The organism is Mesorhizobium sp. M0016 (assembly GCF_040324035.1).
Classification (GTDB): domain Bacteria; phylum Pseudomonadota; class Alphaproteobacteria; order Rhizobiales; family Rhizobiaceae; genus Mesorhizobium.
Map to the genome: position 1 here is coordinate 151,651 of NZ_JAMYVM010000003.1, position 21,411 is coordinate 173,061.

The window sequence follows — 21,411 nt, forward strand, 5'->3', positions numbered from 1 at the left end:
ACTCATTGTTTCTTCTTGGATTGCCTCACACGACGCGGCAGTGTTTTTTCGAAACCAGAGGGTCCTGTGTCCAATTCTGTGTAACCCTCTAATCTCCGAATAGCCTCCTTCAGCTGAGTCGGAGAGGTATGCGCGTACCGTTTGACCATCGAACTGGTCCTGTGGCCCAACAGCGCCATCGACGGAATTTCTCCCGTTTCGGTCTGGTTCAGCCACGACGCAAACGTATGTCTCAAATCGTGAAATCGAACTCCCTTCAGTTTTGCTCGCGTTGTCACACCCTTCCACCAGGTCTTTGTCGTGGTCATGTGAGTGTCCTCGTCGGACTGGATCGGCGACGGGAATACCCACACAGATTTCACCGTGCGTTGTGTGTGCAAAAGTGCGTCAAGGCACCTATCACTCAGGTAGACCAGCTTGATGTCGCCGTTCTTCGTCCGGTTCCACTCATGGTTGCCGACGATGATTTCACGTCGTTTGAAATCGATGTCGGCCCATTGTATCTTCTTCAGCTCACCCGACCTCATGCCGGTGTCGACCGCGAGGTAGATGAAAAGCTTCTGGTAGGTCGCCGTGCAGGCGTCGAGCAGCTTCTGAACATCACTTCCCCGCAACCACGTCTTCCGCTCCACGGCCTCAGGAAGGTCCTTCTGGCTGTATAGCGCTATGACGTTGGGGAGCTTCTCCGCTTCCCAATCTTCCGCTGTCTTATAGAGAGACGACAGGAAGCCCAGGTCCCGGCGGATCGCGACCGACCCAACGGTTCTGATCCTGGTTGCAACGTAGGCCTTGATGTCCTCAACGGTAAGGCTGCGAAGGGCAAAATCTCCGAGTACCCTATAGATATTCGAAATATTGCTGTTGTAGTTGACGACCGTCTTCGGTTGGAGCTTCGTCCCTTTTGAAAGGAAGAACCGATCACAGGCGTCGACGAACCGCAGGCCTGCCTCGGCTTCGGCTGCGATCTTGGCAGCTTCGGCCTCGGCGTTCCGCTGTTTCTCGACTAGGTCAGCCCTTATTTGGGCAAGCTTTCTAGTCTTTTCCTGAGTGCTGATACGTGACCTAACGCCGGCGACGGTGATGTAGGCTTGGATGTAGGGGGACTCGGGTCGCTTATATAACTCTGCCATGCTACGCCTAACTCATGTTTCTGTTGGAGCCAAAGGTTGTAATCTCGCGCCCGCACCTTCCAGTGCCGACCCACTTTAATCGCTCCAGGAAGCATGTTTCTCTGTGCCCAGTAGGCGAGAGTCCTCGTCGACACCTTCAAATCAGGTGCGATTTCGCTAAGTTCAAGATACATTTTGAGCGCTTCCCAAGTGTGAGACAAAACAATGTCCCCCGGAAGGTATTAGCCCTTCCTTATATTATTGCCGGTGCATATTATAACGACGTAGAATGTGGGTGTAGCTGTCTGGGACATCGAAACCGTTCTTCGATATCAGCTCAGCTGCGGACTTCATTCGGTTGATGGTTGGAGTCAACGCGAAGAAATCGCCGTCTTCATAATGAAGGTCTATTTCGGACGCAAGCTCTCTTAGGAGGTCATTTATCACCTCCGCAGTCGGAGCATCGATTACGCTACTCATGTGTATGCCTCAATGTTTCGGGCGATGTTGCGCCCCGGTGAAGTTGATCCACCTACTTTTTACCCTGTTTTAATTTGTAGTTTTCGGGAACCATGAACTGGGAACCCGACGACAACACCATTACGGTCGTGATTGGAGCATATCCGACATTCACTACACCGAGTGTCAGTGTACGTTGCGGGACAAACTGCAATTCTGCGATGCTTAGGCGTAGTTTTCGGGAGCGATTTGGTTCTCTCCCGATATTCGGAAATCGTCTCACCCCACTCTTTGCCTCTGGTCTTTCGAGCGTACTCGATTGGCAGGACCACGACGACAGACTGATCCATATCACAGAATGTATCAGCCTCTAACATATTGTCGGCCGACAAATTTACCTTAAAGCCCAGCTCGGAAGCTAGTTGGAGCGCTGTAAGATTTTCTAACGTCGGCGGCTTGTGAGTGAAGGCAATGACTGGTCGGTTTTGGTTGGCCTTGGCCAACTCAATCAGCTGCTCTGTATCAATTTTATCACCCTTCCCCGGCAGGTCCCCTGCTTGTCCATACCGCCAAAGCCCGTGTCTAGGCAATTTTTTAACCTTCTTGGTAAATTCCCCGAATGATACACCCTTTTGCTGCTTGGTGACCGCGTCCCAGTGAATACGAAGTGGACCGTGCTCCGCGTAGCAGCCGGCGCCAAGCAGCGGACAGCTGGTCGGGCACGACTCGTTCGAAATTGTTGCTACCGGAATTGGGCCAGTTTTGGAATTCGTACTCACCTCCGTCAAATGGAAGTGCATTTTTGAAGGTTCCTGTAAAATGCAAAAAGGCCCGCCGAAGCGAGCCTTTTTGAAGGGATAGGAGGGGTGGACGGCTAGGCGGCGAGCGGCTGGCCGGCGAAGGCGAACTCCGTGTGGACCTGGTCGATTTCGCCCACGACCTTGTAGGTCCAGGCTCGGCCCTTGGAGTTGTTGAAGTCGGAGGTGATCGCCACCACGTCGGCCGGGTTGACCTCGACGATGATCACCCTGCCCTGCCCGCCCTTGTATCTCGGCAGATAATGCCAGGAGCAGAAGTGCAGGCCCTGGCTACAGGTAGCGTCTCGGTTGTCGTCGACCTCGTTGCGGGGCATCGAGGGGCTGGCGCCGATCCGGTTATCGACAGAGGTTCCGTCCGCATTCAGGTGGAACGACGTGAAGTCGTCACGCACCTTCTTGTAGGCGAGGAAGTTGCCGTTGGTGGTGATCGGCATGTTGGCCTTCTCCAGCCACAGGAACAGCTCGTCGACCGCCGTCTTCGACGGGTTGAGATAGAGCTTGTCCATGAACCTGGCCCACGGGCCGATGTCCTTGCCGAGGGCCATGATCGCCAGGATGCTCTTGGTCAGGTAGGTGTTGACCTCCCTCTCCTTATAGAGAATGCAATCCAGGCCAACCGACACGTCGCCGTACTTGGCGGCGACCGCCTTCAGCTCCTCGCGATACGAGACGAGCTTGACCAGCTCGTCCTCATCGGCATCGGTGCCGAGCATGTCACGCACCTTCTCGTAGTTCGGGTGCGTGGCGTTCATGGAATGGGGGACGCCCTGGAGAAAGACCGTCAGGGCGTCCCCCGAGATGGTGTAGGGGATCGTATTCATCGTGCCAGAAGCTCCATGTAATAGTTGAATTTGGGCGTGTTGGAGATCGTGTGGTTGAAGAGCGGGAACTCCTCCAACATCTCCTGGTAGGCCTGGACGACCGGGTCGGCTCGTGACGCGGCACGGGAATATTCCGTGGGGTAATAGCGCCGGTAGACCTCCATCAGCGGATGATCCGACGCCATTGTATCCTTCGGCGCATCGGCATCATCGACCACCATCTGGCAGACCGATTTGATGCCCACCGGCACCGGAACGTCAGCGACCAGGGCCTTGCGGCAGTTGGCTACTCGTTCGGTGACGGTCCACCCGCTCTCCGGCAGACGCAAAGTCGATGCGTCCACCATGTTGCCGAGCTTTTCCTTGGCGAATTCGCCAAGGTCGATCATGTCGACATCATCCAGGATTTTCTGGGAGGCCTTGTTCAGGAGGTAGATCTGCTCCCCCCGAGCGATGACGCCGGCCTTCATCAGGCCATTGATCGCGTTGTGCAACTGGACCTTGCTGAGGCGTGAGCCGTTCAGAAAGAAGTCAGCACCGTCCTGCTTGACGAAGAACATGTCTTCGGTCGGGATCAAGGTATCGTAGCGAGCGGAGAGGTTCGACTGACGCTGGACGCTGTCCGTCGGCGACATGTATTGCAGCCGGCGAGCTTCGGTCTTGGGTCCACTGATCCACTTGAGCGGCTCGACGATGCTCAGGTCGATCCATACCGGGTTGCCCAGGTCCTGGAGCATTCGTGATGCCGTCTCCAGATCGTTGGCCCTGATCCAGATGATGTCCTTCTTGTCGACGTTGTCCATGATGGCCTGACGCATCCGGGATGGGCCAAACCTGGTGCCCTCGAACTCGACGTAGACCAAGGTCTCCAGCATCTCTTTCGGGGTGCGGTAGATGGCACTGATTAGGCCGGGCCGGTGTGCTACCGACTTGCGAAGCTCACCCATGGCGATCCGGCCGGCAAACAGCTCGGATGCGTGGGCACCGAACCTGTGAGCATCACAGGTGATCATCTCCCTGAGGGCTTTTCCGCCCCAGGTCAGATGGTTGCCGACCAGGTCGAACAGCGCCTTCTTCGGGCTGTTGAACGCCTTGCCTTCCGCGAGGATGGCGCATGCCTCCAGGTAGCTGGCGGCGGCGCCGACTTCGTCCTTCAGCATGTCGGTCATGCCGGCAATGGTGTCATTGATCCGCTTGGTGAGCGTGGCCACCGTGCGGCTGTCGTAGCCGAGAGCTTCGCGAGAGGTGGCAACCTCCAGGTCGCCAATCGGGAAGTCGATCATGACAGCCCAGTTGAACAAGGTGGTGGCGATATCCAGCGGAGCCGCCGAGATCGGGTAGAGGACGCAGCCCTGACGGGCCATGAGGCCGTCAAACGGCACGGTCGTCTTGTCGTAGAGCGTCCAGCCATCGCCCTGGTAGAGGACGACAGGCTCCGGGCGGACGAACTGCTCGTTCAGGATGTTGGGGAAAGGATCGAAGCCGAACAGCACGTCAGGAGCGACGGCGCGGAACCTGGCAACGTCCTCGACCTTGACTGGGAACGAGACCTCGATGCCATCCGGCTCTGTGGTCTCGCACATGTCGAGCAGAGCGATCTGCGGGACGCCATCGGTACCGATGAAGGCTGAGTAGGTCCGCTTGTATTCGCCGAGGTAGGCGATGACGGTGAAGACCGAGGTGTAGGCCCAAGGCGACTTCGAGCCCAGACCCTTGTTCCCGACCTCCAGATTGGAGCCGCGCTTCGACGAAGCGAACATGGTCGAGTAGAGGCCCATGATCTGCTCATGGGTGAGCGAGATGCCATAGTCGCGGACCTTGAATGTCGGTTCCAGCACGGAGGGCAAGAACACGTCGAAGGGCTGGTCGAGATTGCCCTTGGCGGCATGACCGTCCCTGGCGTTGGTGGTGATCTCGCGAAAGGGCGCCCTGATCTTGTCGGCGTAAATTCCGTTGATGACCGTGTCGAACAACATGGCGTTCATCTCGACCTTGTAGGTCGCCGTCTCGCCGAGATTGCCGGTGCGGGTCTCGTGCTGGGCCGAATTGATTTGCATGGGTTAATCCTCGAAGGTTTGGGCAAAGTCAGAGACTGGCTTCAGCACGGTCTCCAGGTTTGTCGTGTAGTCGCTGATCACATCCCAGCCGGAGTTGCCGTAGATGAACCAGACGTAGGCGAAGTGGACGGTCTCACCGGGGCGGTAGACCAGCAGGTAGTCCTCGTCGGTGGCGAACATTTCCTTGAAGATGGCGTCAGCATCCGTGGAACGTTCGATGACGGTCTCTTCACCGTCGTTGACGCCGAGCAGGTAGCCGGCCTCCAACAGTTCCTTGATCGCCCGCTTGGCGACCTGTCGTTCGATCTCCTGCCGCTTCATGACGCCATCCTCACGGTGGCGTTGAGGGCCGACGTGGTGTTGAACGCCAGCTGGTAGTCGGTGAAGTCTGCGATCTTGTGAGCGCCCTGATAGACGCTCCAGTGATCCCATCCGTAGTCGAAGGGCAGCTTCATCTCAGCTGCGACTTCGGGACCGAAGATGTCCTCGGTCCCGTCGAGTTGTGGCTCCACTGCGTAGAGCTGGAAATTTGACATGCGTTTTCCTCTCATGACTTGTCGTCATGCTGTGTGTTCCCTGGTGATGGTGGGGTGGTTAGTCGGCGGCGGCGAAGTAGGCGTTGACCATCTCGTTGGCTCGCTGCCAGAGGAGCGGATGCCCCTCCTTCAGGACCTGGAGCAAAGCCACCTTCTCGGTCATGTAGACCTTGGCGAAGGAGGCGTCGGCCTGCATGATCGACGAAGCGTTGTCGATGATGTCAGCCAGCTTGATGGTCTTGGCTTCGGGCGAGGCGCGAGAGGTGTGCTCAAGGTCTATTGCCCGCCGGGCGGCACGCTTGCCGTCCGAGGGCTTCGATGGGTCGGTGAGCTGCTCGACCAGAGCGGCAATGTCCCCGCCGAAATATCGGTCTATCTGACCGAGCGTGACCTTGGTGTCTTCGACCACGTCGTGCAGCCAGGCTGCACAGGTCGAGATGATAGGCCTGCTGGCCAGGGGATGCACCAGAGCGGCGACACGCTTCGGATGGTTGATGTAGTCCTCGCCGCAGTATTTCCGCTTCTGGCCTACCGCTGCGTGGGCGCCAGCGGCGAACATGCGGGCTTCGTAGATCAGGATGCTCATGTTGGTGCCTTCCGTGCAGCGATCACTTGCTTGCAAATCTCGTTCATCTGTTCGAGGCTCTTGTCCGCGAAGGTGATCTTGATCAGGTTGTGCAGATCATCAGGCGCACCGCCGAGTTGCTCGACGGGGTTGGCGAGTGCAGCCTCACCACGGGCCAGAGCCCGCCGGCCGCCGGCCTCGGCATGCTTCCATGCTTCGGTGTCGAGGTAGCGCTGCCCCGGCTCGTAGAACGCCATGATGAACCGGAGAGCGCCGGTCAGGTCTTCAACCAGTGGCCGGGTCATTGCTTCAGCACCTTTCCCACCGCCTCGTTGGCGATGATTGGTCCCCAGCCAGCCCCGGTCATCTCACGATGGTACTCGTCGGCTGCAATGTAGAAGCCCGTGTTCGTCCAGTAGCCGAGGTCGAGGATGTCGACGGTGCCGGCGGTGGGCTTTCCATGAGCCTTGGTGTGTTCGTCGAGGTCGAACTTGACGATGTCGGAATAGTCCGCAGGGGCTTTCAGGACGGCACCGGTCTCGGCGTTGGCCAATATCGTGCCCCAGCTGCCGGAGACGCTAATGTGACTCATGGATGTGTTCCTCCAGGTCTCTGGCCGTGAGGCCGTACATTTCGAGAAGGTCGGCGACCGCGCCGGGGTTGGCGCGGATGAGTTGCTCCAGGGTCCGGGGTGTTGTGGACATCCAGTCGTCGAACTTGCTCGACCGCAGTTCGAACTGCGGCTTGTAAGGCTGGAAGCCGGTGTCCTTGAGGTCGCGGGAGAACCGCAGCTTCTTGGTGTCGAGCTTGATCATCCGATCCTTCAGTTCGTTCAGGAACTTCAGGCTCTGGTACTCCCGGCTGGTGTGGTGGCCCATGTAGCCGACCGAGATGTTGGTGCATTCCGAAACGTGGTCGACATAGTTCGCCGTGTCGGTGAACAGACCACCGTCGTCCTTCTCGGTGCCTGGCAACTGCTCGACCAGGCTGTCGGCGAAGTCATCGGAGCAGCACCGGCCCCACTGGTGGGTGATGACCGAGTTGTTGCCGAAGCGGTCGAAGGCGATGGCCGCGTCGATGCCCTTCAGAATGTCCGGGGTCTTGTTGGCGATGTGCATCGAGCCACCGCCGCCGTTCTCTTCGTCGCGATGGAAGACGTAGAGGCCGGGGACCTTGGCCTTGATCATCTCCGTCATGACCCAGACGCCGGCTGTGCAGTCGGCGCCAAGACAGTTCGACTTGGTCGCCTCCGGCAAGCACACGATCTCGTCATTGTGGACGACCTTTTGCAGGCCCTCTTCCCAGTGAACGGTGTCGGTGTGCGAAGACCACAGGATGTTCGGCTTGTCGCCGATCTCCAAGATCAGGTTGCCGAATTTGTCGGTCTTGGTGCCGAGCGGCCGGATGAACTTGTTGACGAAGATTTCCTCCGTGGACGAGAACGCCGGCCGCTTGTGGCGGATCATCTCAATGAACGTTTTCATGCTGCTCGTGCTTCCTTGGCCAGGTATTCGTCCAGGCCCTCTTGAGAGAATTTGTCTCCCCGATAGAGGACCGCCTCCGAGGTGAGGTATCGCTGCCCATTGCCGAGGCAGACGAACGTGTGATGTCGGTGGCCGTAGTAGCCAACGTAGCGACCACCAGCGAGTGAGTAGGGAGTGGAGTCGATCCCGATGTAGTTTTGCTCGTAGGCACAGACCTTGCGGTACTGATGGGCGCAATCCTGACAGACTTCTTCGGGGTGCTGGCCGGTCTCGTAGAACGAGCCACGGTTCCGCATCTCCTTGCAGTGCCAGCAGTGTTTGGCATTGTTCTCGGCGACACCGGACTGACTCTGACACTCGTAGGTGCCCTTGCGGGTCACGACGAGGTAGCCATTGATGGGCTGAACGCTTTCGGCGAAGTCGATGTAGGGGCAGAGATACCCTTCCATATATTCGTCACCCTCATCGAACCGTCCTTCGGCCTTGCGGAGCAGAAGCCGAGCGCCTTCGAAGGCAGCGAAGTCGCAGCGATAGCCGAGCTTCATCAGCTCGGGGAGCAGCTTCTCTTCGTCACCATAGATGCGGGAGTAGATCTTCTTCTCCGGCCAGCAGACGGTTCGAGCGACAGGCTTGCCGTGACTCCCGACGATGTAAGCGATCTGGAGATCGGGTCCTCCGTAGGCCCAGGTCGGGTTCTGCCCTGAGGCATAGAAACCGGGGCTATGGCTCGTGCAGGAGTTGGGGCCTTCCTCGTAGACCTCGACGATATCGTCCGGGTTCGAAGCGAACCTGAGGTTCTCACTCAGGTCCTTCCCAGTGAACAACCACACCAGGCGCCGGCGCTCATCGATGTTCAGGCCGGTGTAGAATTCCAGCAGGTATCGATTGACGTGAATGCTGGTCCGCCGGTCGAGCTTCCCTGCATTCTCGCTGGCGAAGTAGGCGACCATGTCCGGGTCCTTGTCCGACACGATGGCGAAGTGATCCGGCTTCGCGAGAAGGGCATCGCCCCACGGGAGCGGCGGATGGTTCTTGTCCAGCTCGCGCTTACGCCAGTCGGCCGAAACCATGATGGGCCTCGGCTGATACTTCTTGTCGGGGTTGAAGAGCAGCATCGATGTCACGACGCCCGCCGCCATCTTGCCATCAGGGAAGATGCCAAGGTGTGGCTGCGGGATGGTGCCGTCGGCGGTCACTTCAACGATTTCGAACGAAGCCATTTTCACTTTTCTCCAAGAAAAAACCCGCCTCGCGGCGGGTCGGGTCGAACGACAGGGTTGGTGGATCAGGCCGCTTCGGCTTCGTCTTCCGGCTCGCTGGCCGGCAGCGCGACCGACTCCGACAGGAGCTTGCGTCCCTTCAGTGTGCCCTCGACCTTGGGCGACTTGGTGTCGAGCCGGATGATGTAGAGCAGAGTGCCGGTCGGGGTCAGGACGACATCGCCCTTGTCGACCGAGCCCTTCTTGGTGATGTAGTGCCGGGGTGAGCCGCCACTGACTGCGGCCACGGTGTAGGGTCTCACCTCTTCGACCTCGTCCTGGTTGAAGGCCTGGACGTTGGCGCCAGCGCCCTTCATTTCGAGGACGATCTGGCCGGCGCTGTTGTAGGCGAGGAACGAGCCGAAACGGTTGGGATCGGCGATGGTCTGGTAAAGCTTCGACATGGTGATGGTTTCCTTGGTTGGGAATTGAAGGCGGACAAAGTCCGAGTGTCTGCGGGGTTGTGGGGTGCCGTACGATCTGCCCTGAGGGTCAGATTTGTAGCGAGCGATGAGGTGAGTTTCGCCGGCGTCGATGACGATCATGGACGCTGTTCCGTAGCGGAGGCGGACGATGTCTCCTGGCTCGAAAACCTCGCTGGTCTCTTGTTCCTTGCGCCATGGTCTACGCACCGGTCGGCTCCAGTCTCGGGAGGCCGAGGGCGTCGGTGTTCCGGTCACAGAGGTCGCTGCCGGGGTAGCCGCCGGTATCGTCGTAATCGAGATGCCACTGGTGGTTCTCGCGGATCACCTCAACCAGTTGCTGGCGAGCTATTTCGACATTGCCAAGAACGGTAACGTCATCCAGAATTGTGCGTATCGCGTCGAGGGTCATGGGGTTCTCCAAAAGAAAAAGGCCCCGTAACGTGGGGCCAGGCGGGTCGTTCTGTTTCCAAGTGACCGGCTCATGTCGAACTACGCTGCGAGGCGCATTTCGGCGAAGGGTGCGTTGTCGTTTGCACTTAGTGGTTTGACCCGATGACGGCGGTATCATGCCGAAACGCACAAGCAGTTTTCAATTGACAGTCGATCCTATTTCAGCCCCATCAAGAACACATCAGCTTCAGATTATCACTTTAACTGAGCCCAATCTTTACGCGCTGGGTACTGATGTGTTTTTGGTGGAGCTGCGGGGTACTGCCCCCCGGTCCTGTCCAACCTATTAGTGCTTCTGACTTACGCTTATCCAAACCAGTCAATGCAACCCCGCGAGTTTCCCGAGTCGCGGCTCGGGTTGGATGACACCGACTGGTCAGGATAGGCGTAACTCGCGCTCTATCCACCAGATCACGGCCAATTACCGGCTTGCGCCAGGAAGGAGGGTGGCCGCTCTGACTGCCGGTGTTACGTGCGCCACCGCCGGCTGGGCTAATAAGTTGGCGGGAGCTACCCGCCGATGAGGACGATAGGCGTGGACCGACGCCTCGTTTTACGTCACCGCTTGCGCGGCCTGATTAGCGGGGGGCGACAGGGATCGAACCTGCTACCTCTCTCCTGCACGGAAAGCGCTCTCCCGATGAGCTACGCCCCCAAACCCAGGTCAGTTCTCGTTCCTCTGATTACCGGGAGCGAGCCGGTTGTCCGATATTGAGGCCTCGGGACCGGGCCTAGGGGCGACCTCATGCGGCGCCCTCCACCACTACCCGTTTTCGCACACGGGGAGCCTTGAATTGGTCTGAACGGTAGGATTTGAACCTACGACCCGATGCTTCCAAAGCACCTGCGCTACCGGACTGCGCTACGCCCAGGGACCATAGATAGTCGGTCAATCCCTGGGCGGTAGAGCTTACGGAGCTTAGTCTATTGGGTCTTGGTTTTGGCGTTCGACGCGACCCGACGCTTGCGCTTGTAGATGTCGATGTCGAGCTTGTCGTAGTCGTAGCCGGCGTCCCGCAAGATTTCAGCAACCGCCGTCGGGTCCCGACGGATCAGGTTGACGAAGGCGCTGAAGTCGTACTGGGCCTGGTCCCACTGCATGAAGTCGTACGGGTCGTAGGCCGGCTCGGCCGCCGCGTCCCGCTTGAATACGAGGGTGCTCTGGTCGAATTTGACCATGACATCCCGCAGCCACTTCAGATGGTTCAGGTCCTGGGTCTCGGCGGTGCTGTGCTGGCGATAGTAGCCGACGCCGATGTTCGTGCATTCCGACACGAGGGCGGCGTAGGCCTTGGTGTCGGTATAGACGCCCAGCGAGCTTGGCTTGTATTCGCCGCCGAGGATCGCCGCCAATGAGGTGGCGAACTCGTTCGATGCCGTGCGGCTACCCTGATGGGTGATCACCTCGTCGGTGCCCATACGGTCGAATGCAATGGCAGCGTCGATGCCTTCAAGCATCATCGGGGTATTCCTGGCCAGCCATGAGCTGCCCAGCATCCCCCTTTCCTCCGCACGAGCGAAGATGTAGCGGCCGGGGACGCCGGCCTCGATCATCTCCAACATCAACCACACGCCAGTCGTGCAGTCTGCTCCCAGGCAGTTGGAGAGCTTCTGCCCAGGAGCGACACGGGCAAATCCATCCTTCTTGCCGACTTCGATGTGCTGAAGCCTGCTTACGCGATGGACCGTATCGGTGTGTGAGGACCAGACGATATTGGGTTTGGACCCCACATCGATGATCTGGTTGCCGTAGCCGTCCTCGATGGGCCGATGAGGCACACGGAGATACTTTTCGACAAAGGCTTCCTCGTAGACGCTGCCGGCAGGCCGGCAGAACGTCAGCATTTCAAGGTACTTTTCCATTATGCTGCCAACTGCTGGAGGACACGGGCGTAGTTCTTGCCCTCGATGGTCACGCCCTGCTCACGGAGAGCGCTCGGGTGCCACCAGGCGCCGTGTTCCATCCACTTGGCCTCGGTCTTCAGCACAATCGCCCTGGTCGCCTGGCAGACGACGAAGTCGGTGTAGAAGTGCTTGTTGGAGACCCAGCCCAGGTGGGTCGAAACGCCTCCTCCGGTCGTGAGGTGGTACTCCTGGGAGATGACGCACTTGCGGTAGAAGTGAGTGATGACACCACGCGGCAGACGAACGTCACCGTTCACGACCATGTAGTCGTTCTCGTTGTCGGTCTTCAGCCAATAGCTGCCGTTGTGGTATTCGGTGTGCTCATCCCTGAGATCAGCGTGGATGTACTTCTCGTAACCATCGTAGGGCGCCAGGACGGAGGCCAACTTGTTAGTTGGTATGGTGTCTCCGGTGACGGCGCACTTATACTCGTAGATCGAGATGTAGCCCCCGGTGTTGGGTTCCTTGCGGTCGAAGCCCTCCTTACGGCCCATGACTAGGTACTCGCCGTTGTCGTAGCAGACGCCGGTGTCGTCGAGGTACGGGCAGGCCAGGTAGAGCTGGTCGGAGTGGCGGCGCTGCGGGAGCCGGGTCATGCGGGCGCCTTCGAAGCCACCCTTGGTGTAGCCGGCGGCGGTCAGGGCAGCTCGCATCTTGTCGTAGTTGCCGTACAACGAGCCGTAGATCATCTTCTCGGGCCAAACGAGGCCACGGCCGATCAGTTCGCCATCGGGGTCACGAATGTAGGCCAAGGCCAGGTCGGGGCCGGCATAGGCTCGGGTCGGATGATCCTTCATCCACGAGTTCCAGTGACCGCTGTCGATGGGATGGCTCATGCAGGAGCCGACGGGGCCGTCGTGGCTCTCCTCGTAGATCGACTGGATGTCGTCGGCGCTGTAGGCCAGCTGGAGTTCGACCTTCAGCAGCTTGTTGAAGATTGTCGTCGACTGGGTCGTGACATCGTCATCCGTCAGCTGCGGATAGAACTGCTTCAGATAGCGGCCGAGCTTGGTCGGCGACGAGCGGCGGCCTTTGGCGCCGGCCCATTCGTCGACGAAGTAGGTGACGTAGACCGACTCCAACGAGTTCTCCTCGTCGATCAGCAGGAAGTGATCCTTGATTGCCTCGAAGCCGAATTCGCTGAGGTCGAGCGTCGTCACACGCCGCCAATCGTCACGCCAGTTGTCGTTGTGCAGGTAATGGGTACGCTGCCAGTTGGGGCCGATGAGGGCCAGGCCATCGCAGGCGGCGTAGTAGTTGGTGTAGGCGGGGCCGGTGGGTTCGTTCGTCTTGTTGTCGCGGATCGTGTAGCTGGGCATTTTCTTCTCTCCAAAAGAAAAAGGCCCGCCGAAGCGAGCCTTGTTGATGCGGTTGATGTTGGGTGGGTTACTTTTCTCTGGTGTGGTCTCGACCGAGACCACTGCCGTGGCCGAGGCCGGCGAGGCGCCGGCCGCTAACCTTGCTGAAGAAATCGATCGCTTTGTTCAGGACACGGCGCTGGATGCGACGGCCTTGGATCTTCGTTTTGGCTTTACTCACGAGAACCTCTCCAGTCCGTTCCACATCTCGACCTTCTCGTTGCCACAGCAGTCAGCTTCGGCAACGGCCTTGGATGGGAACTGTTGTGCTTTCCTGATGTCGCCCGTGAAGCTCTTCTCGCTTCCGGGTCGGGCGACATATTTGCGTTGGGTGAGGTTCCAGATGACGGCCTTACGCATCCACCTTTTCCTCTTCGAGCTTGTAGAAGTGGCCCGACCACGTCGTGGCGTAGCCGGCGCTGCGGTTCAGCTCCTTCACACGGGCGGTGTGAAAGGGCTTGCCGTAAGCGTCTGTGCCCCAGACGGTGTTGGTGTAGGGCTCCAGCGTCCAGTTGCGGATGATGCCGGTGAACTGCACGGCTAATAGGCCCCGCACATCAGCAGCTCGTCCATGGCGTAGCCACAGTTGCGGGCATAGTCGCGGTTGTTGCCGTTGTAGGCGTTGCCGTAGAGGTTGTGGCCACCGCCTTCGTTGTAGCGTGGGGTGCCGCAGCCGGCGCACAGGAGTGCGGCGACCAAAACGATGATCTTCTTCATGTCAGTTTCCTCGTGAGGTGGGTGGACTTGGTACTCCCTGCGGGGATCGAACCACGCTTTTCCAGCCTGAGAGGGCTGGTGTCCTGACCGGTAGACGAAGGGAGCGAAGGGCCGCTGACGCCTCGTGTTCGAGCACGAGCCACCCTGATGGGGTGCAGTTAAGTCAGCGGGTTGCTGGGGAAAAGTGTTATGAAAACCCCAGCACTAGTGAATGAGCTGCTCGCACCGCTATCCTAGGTCGGTGCCATATTCAAATTGGTACTCCCTGCGGGGATCGAACCGCGCTTTTCCATCCTGAGAGGGATGGTGTCCTGACCGGTAGACGAAGGGAGCCTCTTGATCTCCTTCACGATGCGGATCGCATCGTTGTGTCGAATGTGGTGTCGAGCTTCCAAGGCCTGGATGGCATAGTAGCCACCCCTCCTCTGGCATATATCGGCCAGCTGCTGGACCTCGCGTTCTGACAGTTTGAGGGAGATTGTGAATTCATGCATCTGCTACTCCAAATCAACGCTGCGGATGATGAGAACAATAGCAGAACATTTCGTACGACGCTAGTGCGTTTTGTACGATCAGGCGGTGATTTTCCGGATCAGGGCCACGGCATCGCCGTGGCTCAGTCCCTTGTAGGTATTTTCGAGGTACTGGACCGCCGCATAGCGGCTCTGCTTGGCGATGAGCCGGATCAGGCTCAGGTCCGTCGGTGTGATGTGCAGCCGAATTTTGACCGAGACGCCGCAGTCATCGTTGATGACTTTCATCATTTTCTCCTTCTAGAATTGGTACTCCCTGCGGGGATCGAACCACGCTTTTCCGCCCTGAGAGGGGCGGTGTCCTGACCGGTAGACGAAGGGAGCGGATTAGTCTCCTACTCTTTCGGAGGAGACAAGTATTAATTTGTCCGCCGCTAATCTAGCGTAAGCAACGCGGACTTTGCCGACGACCGCGGCGTGGGTCTCTTCCCAGCCGTAATCGACGTGTTGACGCCATGTGGACATGGCTCGACCGATCAGGTTCAGCTCGTCGAACGTGAACTGCGGCGTGTTGAATTGCCGTTCGATCAGGTCGCTCATGGTTGGGTGAGGTTTCACCCAGATGTGGGCCACGGTGCTGGTCTCGCCCTTGGCACACGGCTGGTCGTGGCAGATGACCATGTCGCCGTCGCGGTTCTGGATGGCTCGGAGTTTCATGCCCCGACATCCACAACGCACTGGACCACGCCGGCCGGCCGGTAGGCCTCGCAGTCTTCCTTGGTCAGGCCGCTATCGAGGACGAAGACCTGGCCGAAGAGCCAGGCGGTGAGGAGGTAGGACATTTTTCAATCTCCGTTAGGTAGAGGTGTTCAACCACGAACCGGGCGTCGGCCTCGGTCTTCTCACGGCCAGATTGCACCTTGTAAGGGTGCAGCTGCATGTATCGGTAGAACGAGACCCGATAGTCCCACCGGGTCCAGAACCAGAAGATGCGGCGCTCAACGACCGAGGCTAAGCACTGATAGTTGTCGACCAGATAGTAGCTTCTCACGGCTCTCGTATCCCTTCTTGACGATGCGGAAGCCTTCGAGCCTGGGGTGGTTCCAGTCGATCTTGAAGGCTTCCGCAGTGTGGGTGGTGCCGTCGGTGTGCTTGACCTCGACGTGGTCGGTGGGGTCGGGCAGCTCTACGAAGGCCGTTTCCATGCCGTGTCTCCTGCCATGATGTTGCCGTACGGCAGGACACGGTCGGTGATCGTGGCCAGGTCGTACTTCTTGATCTGGGCGATCACGCCGGCTGCGGACTTGTAGGCCTCCGGCAGTTCCGACGGGTCGGGCATGCCGGTGTAGTAGCGGATGTCGATGTTGGCCGGCGGTTCCGGCATGTAGGAGCGGAGGAATTGCGTCCTGCTCATGTTGCGGCCGGCGCCGTGCGGGGCGAAGCTCAGGGCATCCTCGTTGTTGGTCGGAGCCGTGATCAGGATCGGCTCGGCCATGTTCATCGGGATGAGCGTCCGCTCATATCCGTTGTACGAGGGTGTCGCACCCTTGGCATGGTAGAAGAGCCCATCGTCCCGCTTGAAGACGAAGTTGTGCTCGTTCCAGAAGGCGTCGACCATCGCATTGCCCATCCGCCTGGCGATCTCGTGGTGGATGGCGAAATGGCTCTGGTAGGTCCATTCGCGGACGGTCTGGAGCGCATCCCAGTAGGCCAAGCCCTGCTCGGACGTGGCGTCGAGCCACGCAGCTGCCGGTGGGGCGCGTCGAGCCACGATGGCGGTGTGCCGGCGGGCGGCGAGCATGCCACGCTTGTAGAGCTGCGCCCCGAGCCCACGGGAGCCGTGATGGGTCACCATCGCCAGCTGGCCCGTGGACTCCAGGTGTCCAACAAACAGGAAGTGGTTCCCATCGCCCTGGGTGGCGAAATGGGCCTGGGCGATGTCCTCGCTTTGGGCGAGGAAGGGGTTGCCCTTCATCATGTCGAGCACATGCTTCGGCACCTTGATCAGGTCCGAGGACTTGCGCTTCTCAGGGCCGAACTTGGTCACTCGCATGGCGGTGTCGAGCAGCTTCTTCGGGTCGTCGTTGCGCTTGAAGACGGTGATCGCCATCGAGCAGCAGACATCGGCCGAGTGGAAGCCGGGATGGATCGCATCCTTGGTGGCGACGACGCCACCCACGGGGATGACACCAGCTGGGCAGGCATCGGGCATGACCACGGCCTTGACCACGGTCGGCAGGCGCATCAGCACGTCCATCGTTTCGAGGACTGACTGCTTGTTCGCCAGCTCGTCGTGGGTCGAGGCATCAAGGAACACGCCAAACGGCCGGCTGGTCGAATGGAATTCGAGCTGCGGGATGGGCGTGGGTTCCATCTTGGCGACCCATGCCTTGATCTGGTCTTCGGGAAGATCAAGGGAGTTCGCCACCCGGATCATGTCCGGGAACAGCGGGCCTGGCTTGAAGCCCCAGGCGATCAGGTCTTTGCCGGTGTACATTCTGCGAGCTTCCTTGTTTCGGACCAGCCACGCGAGGCTAGGACCATGGAGACGTAGCCGCCGACGTGGTTCTCGTCGAGGTGATTGGTGACCTTGAGGGCGCACCAAGCGCCGATCCAGAGGTTGAACACCTCCAGCTCGAACGCCTTGCCCTTGCGAGGCGTCTTGCCGTGGACGTTCTCGATCCGGTCGACGATCTGCTTGGCAATCAGTTTGAGGGTGCTCATTTGCGTTGTTCCTCGGTTGCGCTGTGGATCAGGTCCTGTAGAAACTGGACCTTGGTTTCGTGGTCGGTGCCTGGGCGCCAGATGATCCGAACCTTCCGGAGCGGACGCTTCCACCCCAGGCTGACCAGAGGAGTTGCTGAAATCATGATCTGGTTCTCTCCAGTGGTGCCCGTTCGAGACGGGATGATGAGATACAACGTGAGCAACGTTGAGGGTGCGGCGGAGCAGCTGCTTCAGTTCAAGAAGCATGGTGCTCACTGGCGCCGGGCGACAGAGGCTTGCATTGCCGCGATGGAAGGCCGAGCTACCGCCCAAGAAGTCAGGCGGTGCTTCAGGCTGGCGGCGAAGGCTGAGGGTGTGCTGCTGGCTGGGTAGAAAGCTTTTCACGCCAGACAGCTGCACCACCATAAAAGGTGCAGCCGGGCATCGGGCCTACGATCCTCGCGTCATAGTGCGAAGGGTCCCAAACCATTTCAGCGCCACATCCCACGACGGCGTGGCACGTGTTCTGGCTCGTCGCGCCGTAGAGTATGTAGGGGTACTCGTCGCCCAGCCATTTGTGCATCGTACCGAAAGCGTCCGTGGGAGATGCCGCTTCGAACCAAGTTTCCCTGATGTCGAAACCACGCTCGCGTAACCATTCGGCCGCTGCCGCAGACTGTCCCGGCCCATCGCTGGCCGGGAACAAAGGTACGTCGTCTCGATCCAGTTCAAGGATAACTGCGATGGAGGTCCGGAAACAGTCGCCGAGGTCAGGATCGGCTGTGTTGTATCGTTGCTTCTGAAACCTCATGGCTTTGCAGCCGGGATGACGAGGTCGAGAACAGCACGGGCGGCTTTTTCGGCGCACTCTTCGAGAAGCGCGGTCTTACTGGCATTCGTCCGGAAGTCGCCGTCGGACCCCTCATGGCCAAAGTCTTTCAACTGCATGGCTTGGATGATCAGTCTTTTCGCCGCCGAGCGCAGTGTGTCGCTCTTGGCTGCGGCTCTGGAAGCTCCTGTCTTCGATGACCGCGGAGCGAAAACAGCCGACCCATCGGATTGCTTTCCGTTAATATCGGTCCAAGTGGTGCTCATGATTTAACCTCCGTTTGACGAATGGTCTCGTCATCGACTGACGAAAGCGTGTTGAAACGTGACGTGTCCTTCGACAGCGCATGCTCCGTGGCAGGATGGGCCACAGCCGCGACTAGGGCTGCGCGCATCCTGTGGCGGCGAAACTGTTGAGGCGACATGCCTAGTTCGTCACGACTGAATGGATCGATGTTGTTAACCGCTACTAGAGCGCGCTCAACCATCGCATCCATGACCGCCACCCCCGCCGCAAGGACCGGGCTAGGGAACATTTCATACCCTGCTCCAATCTCGCCTTCCTCGCCGTCCGCCTCAATCTGTCGCTTCAATGTTTCCCTGTCAAAATGCAACCGCAAGGGCGCCACCGGTTGAGGCTGCGCATCGAACTCGTCGCCGAACGACTGACCGGGTATCGGCCCGCTATCACCCCACGCCACCCCTGCCTCATCTGAGGGCTGGATGGCGGAACGGATGCGGGTTTCGAAGTCGGCTTGCGCGGCGGCCTTGGCGCGATCGAGAGAGGCGTAACGACAGCCACAGCACAAAAAAGCGTGGTCATCGTTTCTGATGATCCATGAGTAGCCGAAACTAACGGCTAGCCATTTGACGGCGCGCCCGTCCAACCAACCATCTTCGTTCCACTCCAGCGGCTTGATCTTCACCCCCACCACTTCAGGGTGATCGACTGGAGTGACGAGGGCTGCGATCTCGGCGGCGAACTCGGAAAAATGCTGCTTGATTACGAAGTCCGGCACCCCGACTATTCGACCATACATTGAGGTCGCGTATTTATCGACCATCTGCGCCAACCCCGCCGCTTCCAGTTCTCCACTTCCTAGAGAGGTGCCCACGGCGAGATGGGCGCGGATGGCGGCAGCAGCAGGACCACAGGTCATTTGCGTGTATGGGAGCATGACGCCTTTGCGCTCAGGCTTCTCCCAATTCAGCAGCATGAGCAGCAACCTTTCTGCGTCAGTCAGCTTCGGTTTGGTGTCACTCATGATTTCTCTCCTGTGGTCGATCCGGCCAGGGCGGCATGGTCCAGACCAATGGCAATGTTTCTCGCCTTGGCCTCCGAAGCGTAAGGGCCGTGCAGTTCATCGGATTTCACATACCAGCCGCGTGTCATGTGGTTGCCGTTGCCGTCAGCCCTGACCTGTTCGCCGCGCACGCCAGAGGCGTAAAAGATGTTCTTGAAGTTGGTCACGACTGCTTTCCACCTATCGATCCGGCGGCATCACGGCATGCCGGGTAATAGCCCTCGCAGTTGCAGTATCGGTCGAGGTGTTTCTCGCAGGGCTTGAGCGTCTGAGCCGGCGCCCCGAGAACTAGGCGGACCTCCGCTGGTGTTTGAAGGGAGGCCAGATACGCACGTATCGCTGGCTCCAAACTATCCATAGGCCAAGCGGCATCCCTAGCTTTACGAGCCGCTTCTAATGCGGTTGCGTTGAGCATAGTGGCAGTGTCAGACATAGCGAAGCACTCCCAGGAGGGCGACGGCCATGATGCCGGTCACCAGCTTGAAGATTGATCGCGTGATGATCACGCGGGTGATGGCCTCATGCTCGTGAGTGAGCATGAACCTGGGCTCGTTCGTCGCCTTGTAGAAGACGACGTTGTGCCAGAACGAGCGGGCGAACTGATATCGGCCGATCATACCCATAGAACAACTCCGAACCAGACCAGGAAGATGGCCGCTGGTACGTTCCCGATTGCGGCAGCACCTATAGACAAGAGCATCAAGGTGAAGCCGGTGGAGCGAATGATCCGGTCGGCGGTCACCGGATCACCTCGAAGTGCTTCCGGAGGAACCAGCCCGAGCGGCCGACGAGCTTGACGCCCTTCTTGTCGTCGACAGCCTCGATCACGCCCTCGTCGCCGTGCTTGATCCGCTCAGTGTCGGCGCCGATGCGGCGGACACGGATGCCGCCCACGGGGACGCGGGGGACACGGGTCAGGTATTGGGGATCGACCGGCCAGCGGCAGTTCTCGCCGAACGGGATGCCGGGGATATAGAGGACGGGCCAGAATGGGCCTTTGACTTCCACGACTGTCCCGACCGTGTTCGGGTGCAAGTCCAGCTCCGGGTCGTTGATGGTGACCTTGTTGCCGACCTTAAAAGTTGGTGCGGAGGTGGTAGCCTTTGGCGACACCATAGAGCTGTTCCTTCCATTGATCAGGGTGATAGTCGTCGTGGACGCTCTGGAGATCGTCCAACAACGCCTCGCTGACATCGGTGAAGAGGCCGTGGTAGCGCTGGATGTCGCCCGGTGACTTGCCCTCCATGACGGAGGTGTATTTGTCAGCCGGGATCAGGATGCCGACAGCGCATCGATGGCCTGTGTTCGGGTCGAGATAGACACAGCCGGGGCAACCGCTACCGAGATCGGTCTTGGCCTGGGCGTTCTGGGCCAGGAGGTGGGTGGCCACGATGTTGAAGGCTTCTTGGTTCGCGGTCATGGTGTCAGCTCCATCCAATCAGTGCCGTATTCGCGGTTGTAGACCTTGAAGCCCACCTTCTCGTAGAAGGCCCTGAGCTGCTTGTTGGTCATGGGCTTGTCGCGGAAGGCGCCGACATACAGGACCAGCCGGCGCTTGTTTCTCTTTGCCCAGCGACGGAGGGCACGGAGCAGTCTCGTCGCGGCACCCTTGCCGCGATGCTCAGCTGGCGTGTAGAGGCCAGTGATGATCACGGAACCGGGTTCGCGGAAGGTGTCGATGTCACATTGGGCGCCATCGAGGTGGATGGTTTGGTAGAGGCCGTAAGGTCCAGACCTTTTGACCAGTGTCATGCCGGCACCGTCAGCTCGTAGTCACGAGCCACGGTCGCCATATTGGCGCGGAAGGCGTCGAGGAAGTCCTTGCTGGTGTCAGCAGCCTGATCGTGAGCGGACTGAAGTTCGTCGTAGAAATCCAGATCGGCCTCGATGAACCTGGCCGGCAGAGCGCCAGCGCGGAACAGTTTTCTGACGCTCGTGTCGTCGCTGCTGTCCAGACCTTCCGCTTCCTTGTTGGTCAGCAGCTGGCCGATGTCGCATTTGCGGCGATTAGGACCGCGGTACACGCAGCCGCCGCCTTTGGTCATCGAGGGCTTGCCCTTTTTGATGACGCCGAGATAGGCGGTGTCGAAGGCTTTCTGACGGTTCATGATCTTGTCCTCTTGATGAGATCCATCGT

The 21,411-nt window shown here is 59.2% G+C and carries 34 protein-coding genes, 5 tRNA genes and 1 other RNA gene; 1 reads left to right on the plus strand and 39 read right to left on the minus strand.

Features of this window, described 5'->3' with window-relative positions; genetic code table 11:
- Positions 1 to 2 precede the first annotated feature (2 nt).
- From NKJ88_RS05750 to NKJ88_RS05895, 31 genes are all read right to left on the minus strand, one after another.
- On the minus strand, positions 3 to 1,130 hold the full coding sequence (locus NKJ88_RS05750; protein ID WP_352443695.1) for a tyrosine-type recombinase/integrase: 1,128 nt from the start codon (positions 1,128 to 1,130) through the stop codon (positions 3 to 5).
- 518 nt (positions 1,131 to 1,648) lie between these two features.
- Complete coding sequence (locus NKJ88_RS32980; RefSeq protein ID WP_502904730.1) at positions 1,649 to 2,368, minus strand: DUF7227 family protein; 720 nt, start codon at positions 2,366 to 2,368, stop codon at positions 1,649 to 1,651.
- Positions 2,369 to 2,442: 74 nt separating this feature from the next.
- Positions 2,443 to 3,207, minus strand: coding sequence for a hypothetical protein (locus NKJ88_RS05755; protein WP_352443696.1), 765 nt, complete (start codon positions 3,205 to 3,207; stop codon positions 2,443 to 2,445).
- Positions 3,204 to 5,264, minus strand: a complete 2,061-nt coding sequence (locus tag NKJ88_RS05760) for a hypothetical protein (RefSeq protein WP_352443697.1) — start codon at positions 5,262 to 5,264, stop codon at positions 3,204 to 3,206. The genes NKJ88_RS05755 and NKJ88_RS05760 overlap by 4 nt, the downstream gene beginning before the upstream one ends.
- Positions 5,265 to 5,267: 3 nt before the next feature.
- Positions 5,268 to 5,585 carry a hypothetical protein gene (locus tag NKJ88_RS05765; protein ID WP_352443698.1) on the minus strand — a complete coding sequence of 106 codons (318 nt, stop codon included), beginning with the start codon at positions 5,583 to 5,585 and terminating at the stop codon, positions 5,268 to 5,270.
- Complete coding sequence (locus tag NKJ88_RS05770) at positions 5,582 to 5,800, minus strand: hypothetical protein (RefSeq protein WP_352443699.1); 219 nt, start codon at positions 5,798 to 5,800, stop codon at positions 5,582 to 5,584. The genes NKJ88_RS05765 and NKJ88_RS05770 overlap by 4 nt, the downstream gene beginning before the upstream one ends.
- 58 nt (positions 5,801 to 5,858) lie before the next feature.
- Complete coding sequence (locus NKJ88_RS05775; protein WP_352443700.1) at positions 5,859 to 6,386, minus strand: HD domain-containing protein; 528 nt, start codon at positions 6,384 to 6,386, stop codon at positions 5,859 to 5,861.
- Positions 6,383 to 6,670 carry a hypothetical protein gene (locus tag NKJ88_RS05780; protein ID WP_352443701.1) on the minus strand — a complete coding sequence of 96 codons (288 nt, stop codon included), beginning with the start codon at positions 6,668 to 6,670 and terminating at the stop codon, positions 6,383 to 6,385. Before NKJ88_RS05780 ends, NKJ88_RS05775 begins: the two co-directional genes overlap by 4 nt.
- Positions 6,667 to 6,957 carry a hypothetical protein gene (locus NKJ88_RS05785; protein WP_352443702.1) on the minus strand — a complete coding sequence of 97 codons (291 nt, stop codon included), beginning with the start codon at positions 6,955 to 6,957 and terminating at the stop codon, positions 6,667 to 6,669. Before NKJ88_RS05785 ends, NKJ88_RS05780 begins: the two co-directional genes overlap by 4 nt.
- Positions 6,944 to 7,849 (minus strand): zinc-binding metallopeptidase family protein, encoded by a 906-nt coding sequence (locus tag NKJ88_RS05790; protein WP_352443703.1) that lies wholly within the window; start codon positions 7,847 to 7,849, stop codon positions 6,944 to 6,946. Before NKJ88_RS05790 ends, NKJ88_RS05785 begins: the two co-directional genes overlap by 14 nt.
- Positions 7,846 to 9,069 (minus strand): hypothetical protein, encoded by a 1,224-nt coding sequence (locus NKJ88_RS05795; protein ID WP_352443704.1) that lies wholly within the window; start codon positions 9,067 to 9,069, stop codon positions 7,846 to 7,848. The genes NKJ88_RS05790 and NKJ88_RS05795 overlap by 4 nt, the downstream gene beginning before the upstream one ends.
- 65 nt (positions 9,070 to 9,134) lie before the next feature.
- Complete coding sequence (locus NKJ88_RS05800) at positions 9,135 to 9,512, minus strand: hypothetical protein (RefSeq protein ID WP_352443705.1); 378 nt, start codon at positions 9,510 to 9,512, stop codon at positions 9,135 to 9,137.
- Positions 9,513 to 9,732: 220 nt separating this feature from the next.
- Positions 9,733 to 9,942: a hypothetical protein gene (locus tag NKJ88_RS05805; protein ID WP_352443706.1), complete on the minus strand. Its 210-nt coding sequence runs from the start codon at positions 9,940 to 9,942 to the stop codon at positions 9,733 to 9,735.
- Between the two features lie 39 nt (positions 9,943 to 9,981).
- Positions 9,982 to 10,337: a transfer-messenger RNA gene (gene ssrA / locus NKJ88_RS05810) on the minus strand.
- Positions 10,338 to 10,566: 229 nt separating this feature from the next.
- Positions 10,567 to 10,638: transfer RNA gene (locus NKJ88_RS05815), tRNA-Ala, on the minus strand.
- A 140-nt stretch (positions 10,639 to 10,778) separates the two neighbouring features.
- Positions 10,779 to 10,855 (minus strand) — tRNA-Pro (locus NKJ88_RS05820).
- 52 nt (positions 10,856 to 10,907) lie between these two features.
- Positions 10,908 to 11,846 carry a M28 family peptidase gene (locus tag NKJ88_RS05825; RefSeq protein WP_352443707.1) on the minus strand — a complete coding sequence of 313 codons (939 nt, stop codon included), beginning with the start codon at positions 11,844 to 11,846 and terminating at the stop codon, positions 10,908 to 10,910.
- Positions 11,846 to 13,207, minus strand: a complete 1,362-nt coding sequence (locus tag NKJ88_RS05830; protein ID WP_352443708.1) for a hypothetical protein — start codon at positions 13,205 to 13,207, stop codon at positions 11,846 to 11,848. Before NKJ88_RS05830 ends, NKJ88_RS05825 begins: the two co-directional genes overlap by 1 nt.
- Positions 13,208 to 13,274: 67 nt before the next feature.
- On the minus strand, positions 13,275 to 13,427 hold the full coding sequence (locus NKJ88_RS05835; protein WP_352443709.1) for a hypothetical protein: 153 nt from the start codon (positions 13,425 to 13,427) through the stop codon (positions 13,275 to 13,277).
- Positions 13,424 to 13,606 (minus strand): hypothetical protein, encoded by a 183-nt coding sequence (locus tag NKJ88_RS05840; protein WP_352443710.1) that lies wholly within the window; start codon positions 13,604 to 13,606, stop codon positions 13,424 to 13,426. The genes NKJ88_RS05835 and NKJ88_RS05840 overlap by 4 nt, the downstream gene beginning before the upstream one ends.
- Positions 13,599 to 13,802: a hypothetical protein gene (locus NKJ88_RS05845; RefSeq protein WP_352443711.1), complete on the minus strand. Its 204-nt coding sequence runs from the start codon at positions 13,800 to 13,802 to the stop codon at positions 13,599 to 13,601. The genes NKJ88_RS05840 and NKJ88_RS05845 overlap by 8 nt, the downstream gene beginning before the upstream one ends.
- The gene (locus tag NKJ88_RS05850; RefSeq protein WP_352443712.1) at positions 13,787 to 13,963 is read right to left on the minus strand and encodes a hypothetical protein; all 177 of its coding nucleotides are present in this window, start codon (positions 13,961 to 13,963) and stop codon (positions 13,787 to 13,789) included. Before NKJ88_RS05850 ends, NKJ88_RS05845 begins: the two co-directional genes overlap by 16 nt.
- Before the next feature lie 28 nt (positions 13,964 to 13,991).
- Positions 13,992 to 14,068: transfer RNA gene (locus NKJ88_RS05855), tRNA-Glu, on the minus strand.
- A gap of 151 nt (positions 14,069 to 14,219) precedes the next feature.
- Positions 14,220 to 14,296 (minus strand) — tRNA-Glu (locus NKJ88_RS05860).
- Positions 14,297 to 14,535: 239 nt separating this feature from the next.
- Entirely contained in the window at positions 14,536 to 14,724 is a 189-nt protein-coding gene (locus NKJ88_RS05865) for a hypothetical protein (protein ID WP_352443713.1), read from the minus strand.
- 19 nt (positions 14,725 to 14,743) lie between these two features.
- Positions 14,744 to 14,820, minus strand: a tRNA-Glu gene (locus tag NKJ88_RS05870).
- A gap of 3 nt (positions 14,821 to 14,823) precedes the next feature.
- Entirely contained in the window at positions 14,824 to 15,153 is a 330-nt protein-coding gene (locus NKJ88_RS05875; protein WP_352443714.1) for a hypothetical protein, read from the minus strand.
- A complete protein-coding gene (locus NKJ88_RS05880; RefSeq protein WP_352443715.1) occupies positions 15,150 to 15,278 on the minus strand; it encodes a hypothetical protein in 129 nt (42 codons plus the stop codon). The genes NKJ88_RS05875 and NKJ88_RS05880 overlap by 4 nt, the downstream gene beginning before the upstream one ends.
- A gap of 156 nt (positions 15,279 to 15,434) precedes the next feature.
- Positions 15,435 to 15,641 carry a hypothetical protein gene (locus NKJ88_RS05885; protein ID WP_352443716.1) on the minus strand — a complete coding sequence of 69 codons (207 nt, stop codon included), beginning with the start codon at positions 15,639 to 15,641 and terminating at the stop codon, positions 15,435 to 15,437.
- A complete protein-coding gene (locus NKJ88_RS05890; protein WP_352443717.1) occupies positions 15,623 to 16,933 on the minus strand; it encodes an RtcB family protein in 1,311 nt (436 codons plus the stop codon). The genes NKJ88_RS05885 and NKJ88_RS05890 overlap by 19 nt, the downstream gene beginning before the upstream one ends.
- Positions 16,912 to 17,160, minus strand: coding sequence for a hypothetical protein (locus NKJ88_RS05895; RefSeq protein WP_352443718.1), 249 nt, complete (start codon positions 17,158 to 17,160; stop codon positions 16,912 to 16,914). The genes NKJ88_RS05890 and NKJ88_RS05895 overlap by 22 nt, the downstream gene beginning before the upstream one ends.
- Before the next feature lie 186 nt (positions 17,161 to 17,346).
- Here NKJ88_RS05895 and NKJ88_RS05900 point away from each other — a divergent pair, with 186 nt between their 5' ends.
- Entirely contained in the window at positions 17,347 to 17,535 is a 189-nt protein-coding gene (locus NKJ88_RS05900) for a DUF982 domain-containing protein (RefSeq protein WP_352443862.1), read from the plus strand.
- 414 nt (positions 17,536 to 17,949) lie between these two features.
- Here the strand turns inward: NKJ88_RS05900 and NKJ88_RS05905 are convergent, their stop codons facing one another.
- The 8 genes from NKJ88_RS05905 to NKJ88_RS05940 form a co-directional block, all read right to left on the minus strand.
- Positions 17,950 to 18,237, minus strand: a complete 288-nt coding sequence (locus NKJ88_RS05905) for a hypothetical protein (protein WP_352443719.1) — start codon at positions 18,235 to 18,237, stop codon at positions 17,950 to 17,952.
- A complete protein-coding gene (locus NKJ88_RS05910; protein ID WP_352443720.1) occupies positions 18,234 to 19,235 on the minus strand; it encodes a hypothetical protein in 1,002 nt (333 codons plus the stop codon). The genes NKJ88_RS05905 and NKJ88_RS05910 overlap by 4 nt, the downstream gene beginning before the upstream one ends.
- The gene (locus tag NKJ88_RS05915; protein WP_352443721.1) at positions 19,232 to 19,441 is read right to left on the minus strand and encodes a hypothetical protein; all 210 of its coding nucleotides are present in this window, start codon (positions 19,439 to 19,441) and stop codon (positions 19,232 to 19,234) included. The genes NKJ88_RS05910 and NKJ88_RS05915 overlap by 4 nt, the downstream gene beginning before the upstream one ends.
- 258 nt (positions 19,442 to 19,699) lie before the next feature.
- Positions 19,700 to 19,897, minus strand: a complete 198-nt coding sequence (locus NKJ88_RS05920; RefSeq protein ID WP_352443722.1) for a hypothetical protein — start codon at positions 19,895 to 19,897, stop codon at positions 19,700 to 19,702.
- A gap of 115 nt (positions 19,898 to 20,012) precedes the next feature.
- Positions 20,013 to 20,390, minus strand: coding sequence for a hypothetical protein (locus NKJ88_RS05925; protein ID WP_352443723.1), 378 nt, complete (start codon positions 20,388 to 20,390; stop codon positions 20,013 to 20,015).
- Positions 20,350 to 20,694: a hypothetical protein gene (locus tag NKJ88_RS05930; RefSeq protein ID WP_352443724.1), complete on the minus strand. Its 345-nt coding sequence runs from the start codon at positions 20,692 to 20,694 to the stop codon at positions 20,350 to 20,352. The genes NKJ88_RS05925 and NKJ88_RS05930 overlap by 41 nt, the downstream gene beginning before the upstream one ends.
- Complete coding sequence (locus tag NKJ88_RS05935) at positions 20,691 to 21,026, minus strand: GNAT family N-acetyltransferase (RefSeq protein ID WP_352443725.1); 336 nt, start codon at positions 21,024 to 21,026, stop codon at positions 20,691 to 20,693. Before NKJ88_RS05935 ends, NKJ88_RS05930 begins: the two co-directional genes overlap by 4 nt.
- Entirely contained in the window at positions 21,023 to 21,382 is a 360-nt protein-coding gene (locus NKJ88_RS05940) for a hypothetical protein (RefSeq protein WP_352443726.1), read from the minus strand. Before NKJ88_RS05940 ends, NKJ88_RS05935 begins: the two co-directional genes overlap by 4 nt.
- Positions 21,383 to 21,411 lie beyond the last annotated feature (29 nt).

What these genes read in the sequence shown, in the direction of transcription:
- NKJ88_RS32980 (WP_502904730.1), bottom strand. Translation starts at nt 2,368, where the DNA reads ATGCACTTCCATTTGACGGAGGTGAGTACGAATTCCAAAACTGGCCCA.
- NKJ88_RS05880 (WP_352443715.1), bottom strand. Translation starts at nt 15,278, where the DNA reads ATGTCCTACCTCCTCACCGCCTGGCTCTTCGGCCAGGTCTTCGTCCTC.
- NKJ88_RS05890 (WP_352443717.1), bottom strand. Translation starts at nt 16,933, where the DNA reads ATGTACACCGGCAAAGACCTGATCGCCTGGGGCTTCAAGCCAGGCCCG.
- NKJ88_RS05900 (WP_352443862.1), top strand. Translation starts at nt 17,347, where the DNA reads ATGAGATACAACGTGAGCAACGTTGAGGGTGCGGCGGAGCAGCTGCTT.
- NKJ88_RS05790 (WP_352443703.1), bottom strand. Translation starts at nt 7,849, where the DNA reads ATGAAAACGTTCATTGAGATGATCCGCCACAAGCGGCCGGCGTTCTCG.
- NKJ88_RS05755 (WP_352443696.1), bottom strand. Translation starts at nt 3,207, where the DNA reads ATGAATACGATCCCCTACACCATCTCGGGGGACGCCCTGACGGTCTTT.
- NKJ88_RS05825 (WP_352443707.1), bottom strand. Translation starts at nt 11,846, where the DNA reads ATGGAAAAGTACCTTGAAATGCTGACGTTCTGCCGGCCTGCCGGCAGC.
- NKJ88_RS05930 (WP_352443724.1), bottom strand. Translation starts at nt 20,694, where the DNA reads ATGACCGCGAACCAAGAAGCCTTCAACATCGTGGCCACCCACCTCCTG.
- NKJ88_RS05885 (WP_352443716.1), bottom strand. Translation starts at nt 15,641, where the DNA reads ATGGAAACGGCCTTCGTAGAGCTGCCCGACCCCACCGACCACGTCGAG.
- NKJ88_RS05865 (WP_352443713.1), bottom strand. Translation starts at nt 14,724, where the DNA reads ATGAAAGTCATCAACGATGACTGCGGCGTCTCGGTCAAAATTCGGCTG.
- NKJ88_RS05800 (WP_352443705.1), bottom strand. Translation starts at nt 9,512, where the DNA reads ATGTCGAAGCTTTACCAGACCATCGCCGATCCCAACCGTTTCGGCTCG.
- NKJ88_RS05760 (WP_352443697.1), bottom strand. Translation starts at nt 5,264, where the DNA reads ATGCAAATCAATTCGGCCCAGCACGAGACCCGCACCGGCAATCTCGGC.
- NKJ88_RS05905 (WP_352443719.1), bottom strand. Translation starts at nt 18,237, where the DNA reads ATGAGCACCACTTGGACCGATATTAACGGAAAGCAATCCGATGGGTCG.
- NKJ88_RS05910 (WP_352443720.1), bottom strand. Translation starts at nt 19,235, where the DNA reads ATGAGTGACACCAAACCGAAGCTGACTGACGCAGAAAGGTTGCTGCTC.
- NKJ88_RS05850 (WP_352443712.1), bottom strand. Translation starts at nt 13,963, where the DNA reads ATGAAGAAGATCATCGTTTTGGTCGCCGCACTCCTGTGCGCCGGCTGC.
- NKJ88_RS05840 (WP_352443710.1), bottom strand. Translation starts at nt 13,606, where the DNA reads ATGCGTAAGGCCGTCATCTGGAACCTCACCCAACGCAAATATGTCGCC.
- NKJ88_RS05795 (WP_352443704.1), bottom strand. Translation starts at nt 9,069, where the DNA reads ATGGCTTCGTTCGAAATCGTTGAAGTGACCGCCGACGGCACCATCCCG.
- NKJ88_RS05925 (WP_352443723.1), bottom strand. Translation starts at nt 20,390, where the DNA reads ATGGTGTCGCCAAAGGCTACCACCTCCGCACCAACTTTTAAGGTCGGC.
- NKJ88_RS05805 (WP_352443706.1), bottom strand. Translation starts at nt 9,942, where the DNA reads ATGACCCTCGACGCGATACGCACAATTCTGGATGACGTTACCGTTCTT.
- NKJ88_RS05920 (WP_352443722.1), bottom strand. Translation starts at nt 19,897, where the DNA reads ATGGGTATGATCGGCCGATATCAGTTCGCCCGCTCGTTCTGGCACAAC.
- NKJ88_RS05785 (WP_352443702.1), bottom strand. Translation starts at nt 6,957, where the DNA reads ATGAGTCACATTAGCGTCTCCGGCAGCTGGGGCACGATATTGGCCAAC.
- NKJ88_RS05940 (WP_352443726.1), bottom strand. Translation starts at nt 21,382, where the DNA reads ATGAACCGTCAGAAAGCCTTCGACACCGCCTATCTCGGCGTCATCAAA.
- NKJ88_RS05775 (WP_352443700.1), bottom strand. Translation starts at nt 6,386, where the DNA reads ATGAGCATCCTGATCTACGAAGCCCGCATGTTCGCCGCTGGCGCCCAC.
- NKJ88_RS05895 (WP_352443718.1), bottom strand. Translation starts at nt 17,160, where the DNA reads ATGAGCACCCTCAAACTGATTGCCAAGCAGATCGTCGACCGGATCGAG.
- NKJ88_RS05780 (WP_352443701.1), bottom strand. Translation starts at nt 6,670, where the DNA reads ATGACCCGGCCACTGGTTGAAGACCTGACCGGCGCTCTCCGGTTCATC.
- NKJ88_RS05935 (WP_352443725.1), bottom strand. Translation starts at nt 21,026, where the DNA reads ATGACACTGGTCAAAAGGTCTGGACCTTACGGCCTCTACCAAACCATC.
- NKJ88_RS05770 (WP_352443699.1), bottom strand. Translation starts at nt 5,800, where the DNA reads ATGTCAAATTTCCAGCTCTACGCAGTGGAGCCACAACTCGACGGGACC.
- NKJ88_RS05875 (WP_352443714.1), bottom strand. Translation starts at nt 15,153, where the DNA reads ATGAAACTCCGAGCCATCCAGAACCGCGACGGCGACATGGTCATCTGC.
- NKJ88_RS05750 (WP_352443695.1), bottom strand. Translation starts at nt 1,130, where the DNA reads ATGGCAGAGTTATATAAGCGACCCGAGTCCCCCTACATCCAAGCCTAC.
- NKJ88_RS05765 (WP_352443698.1), bottom strand. Translation starts at nt 5,585, where the DNA reads ATGAAGCGGCAGGAGATCGAACGACAGGTCGCCAAGCGGGCGATCAAG.
- NKJ88_RS05830 (WP_352443708.1), bottom strand. Translation starts at nt 13,207, where the DNA reads ATGCCCAGCTACACGATCCGCGACAACAAGACGAACGAACCCACCGGC.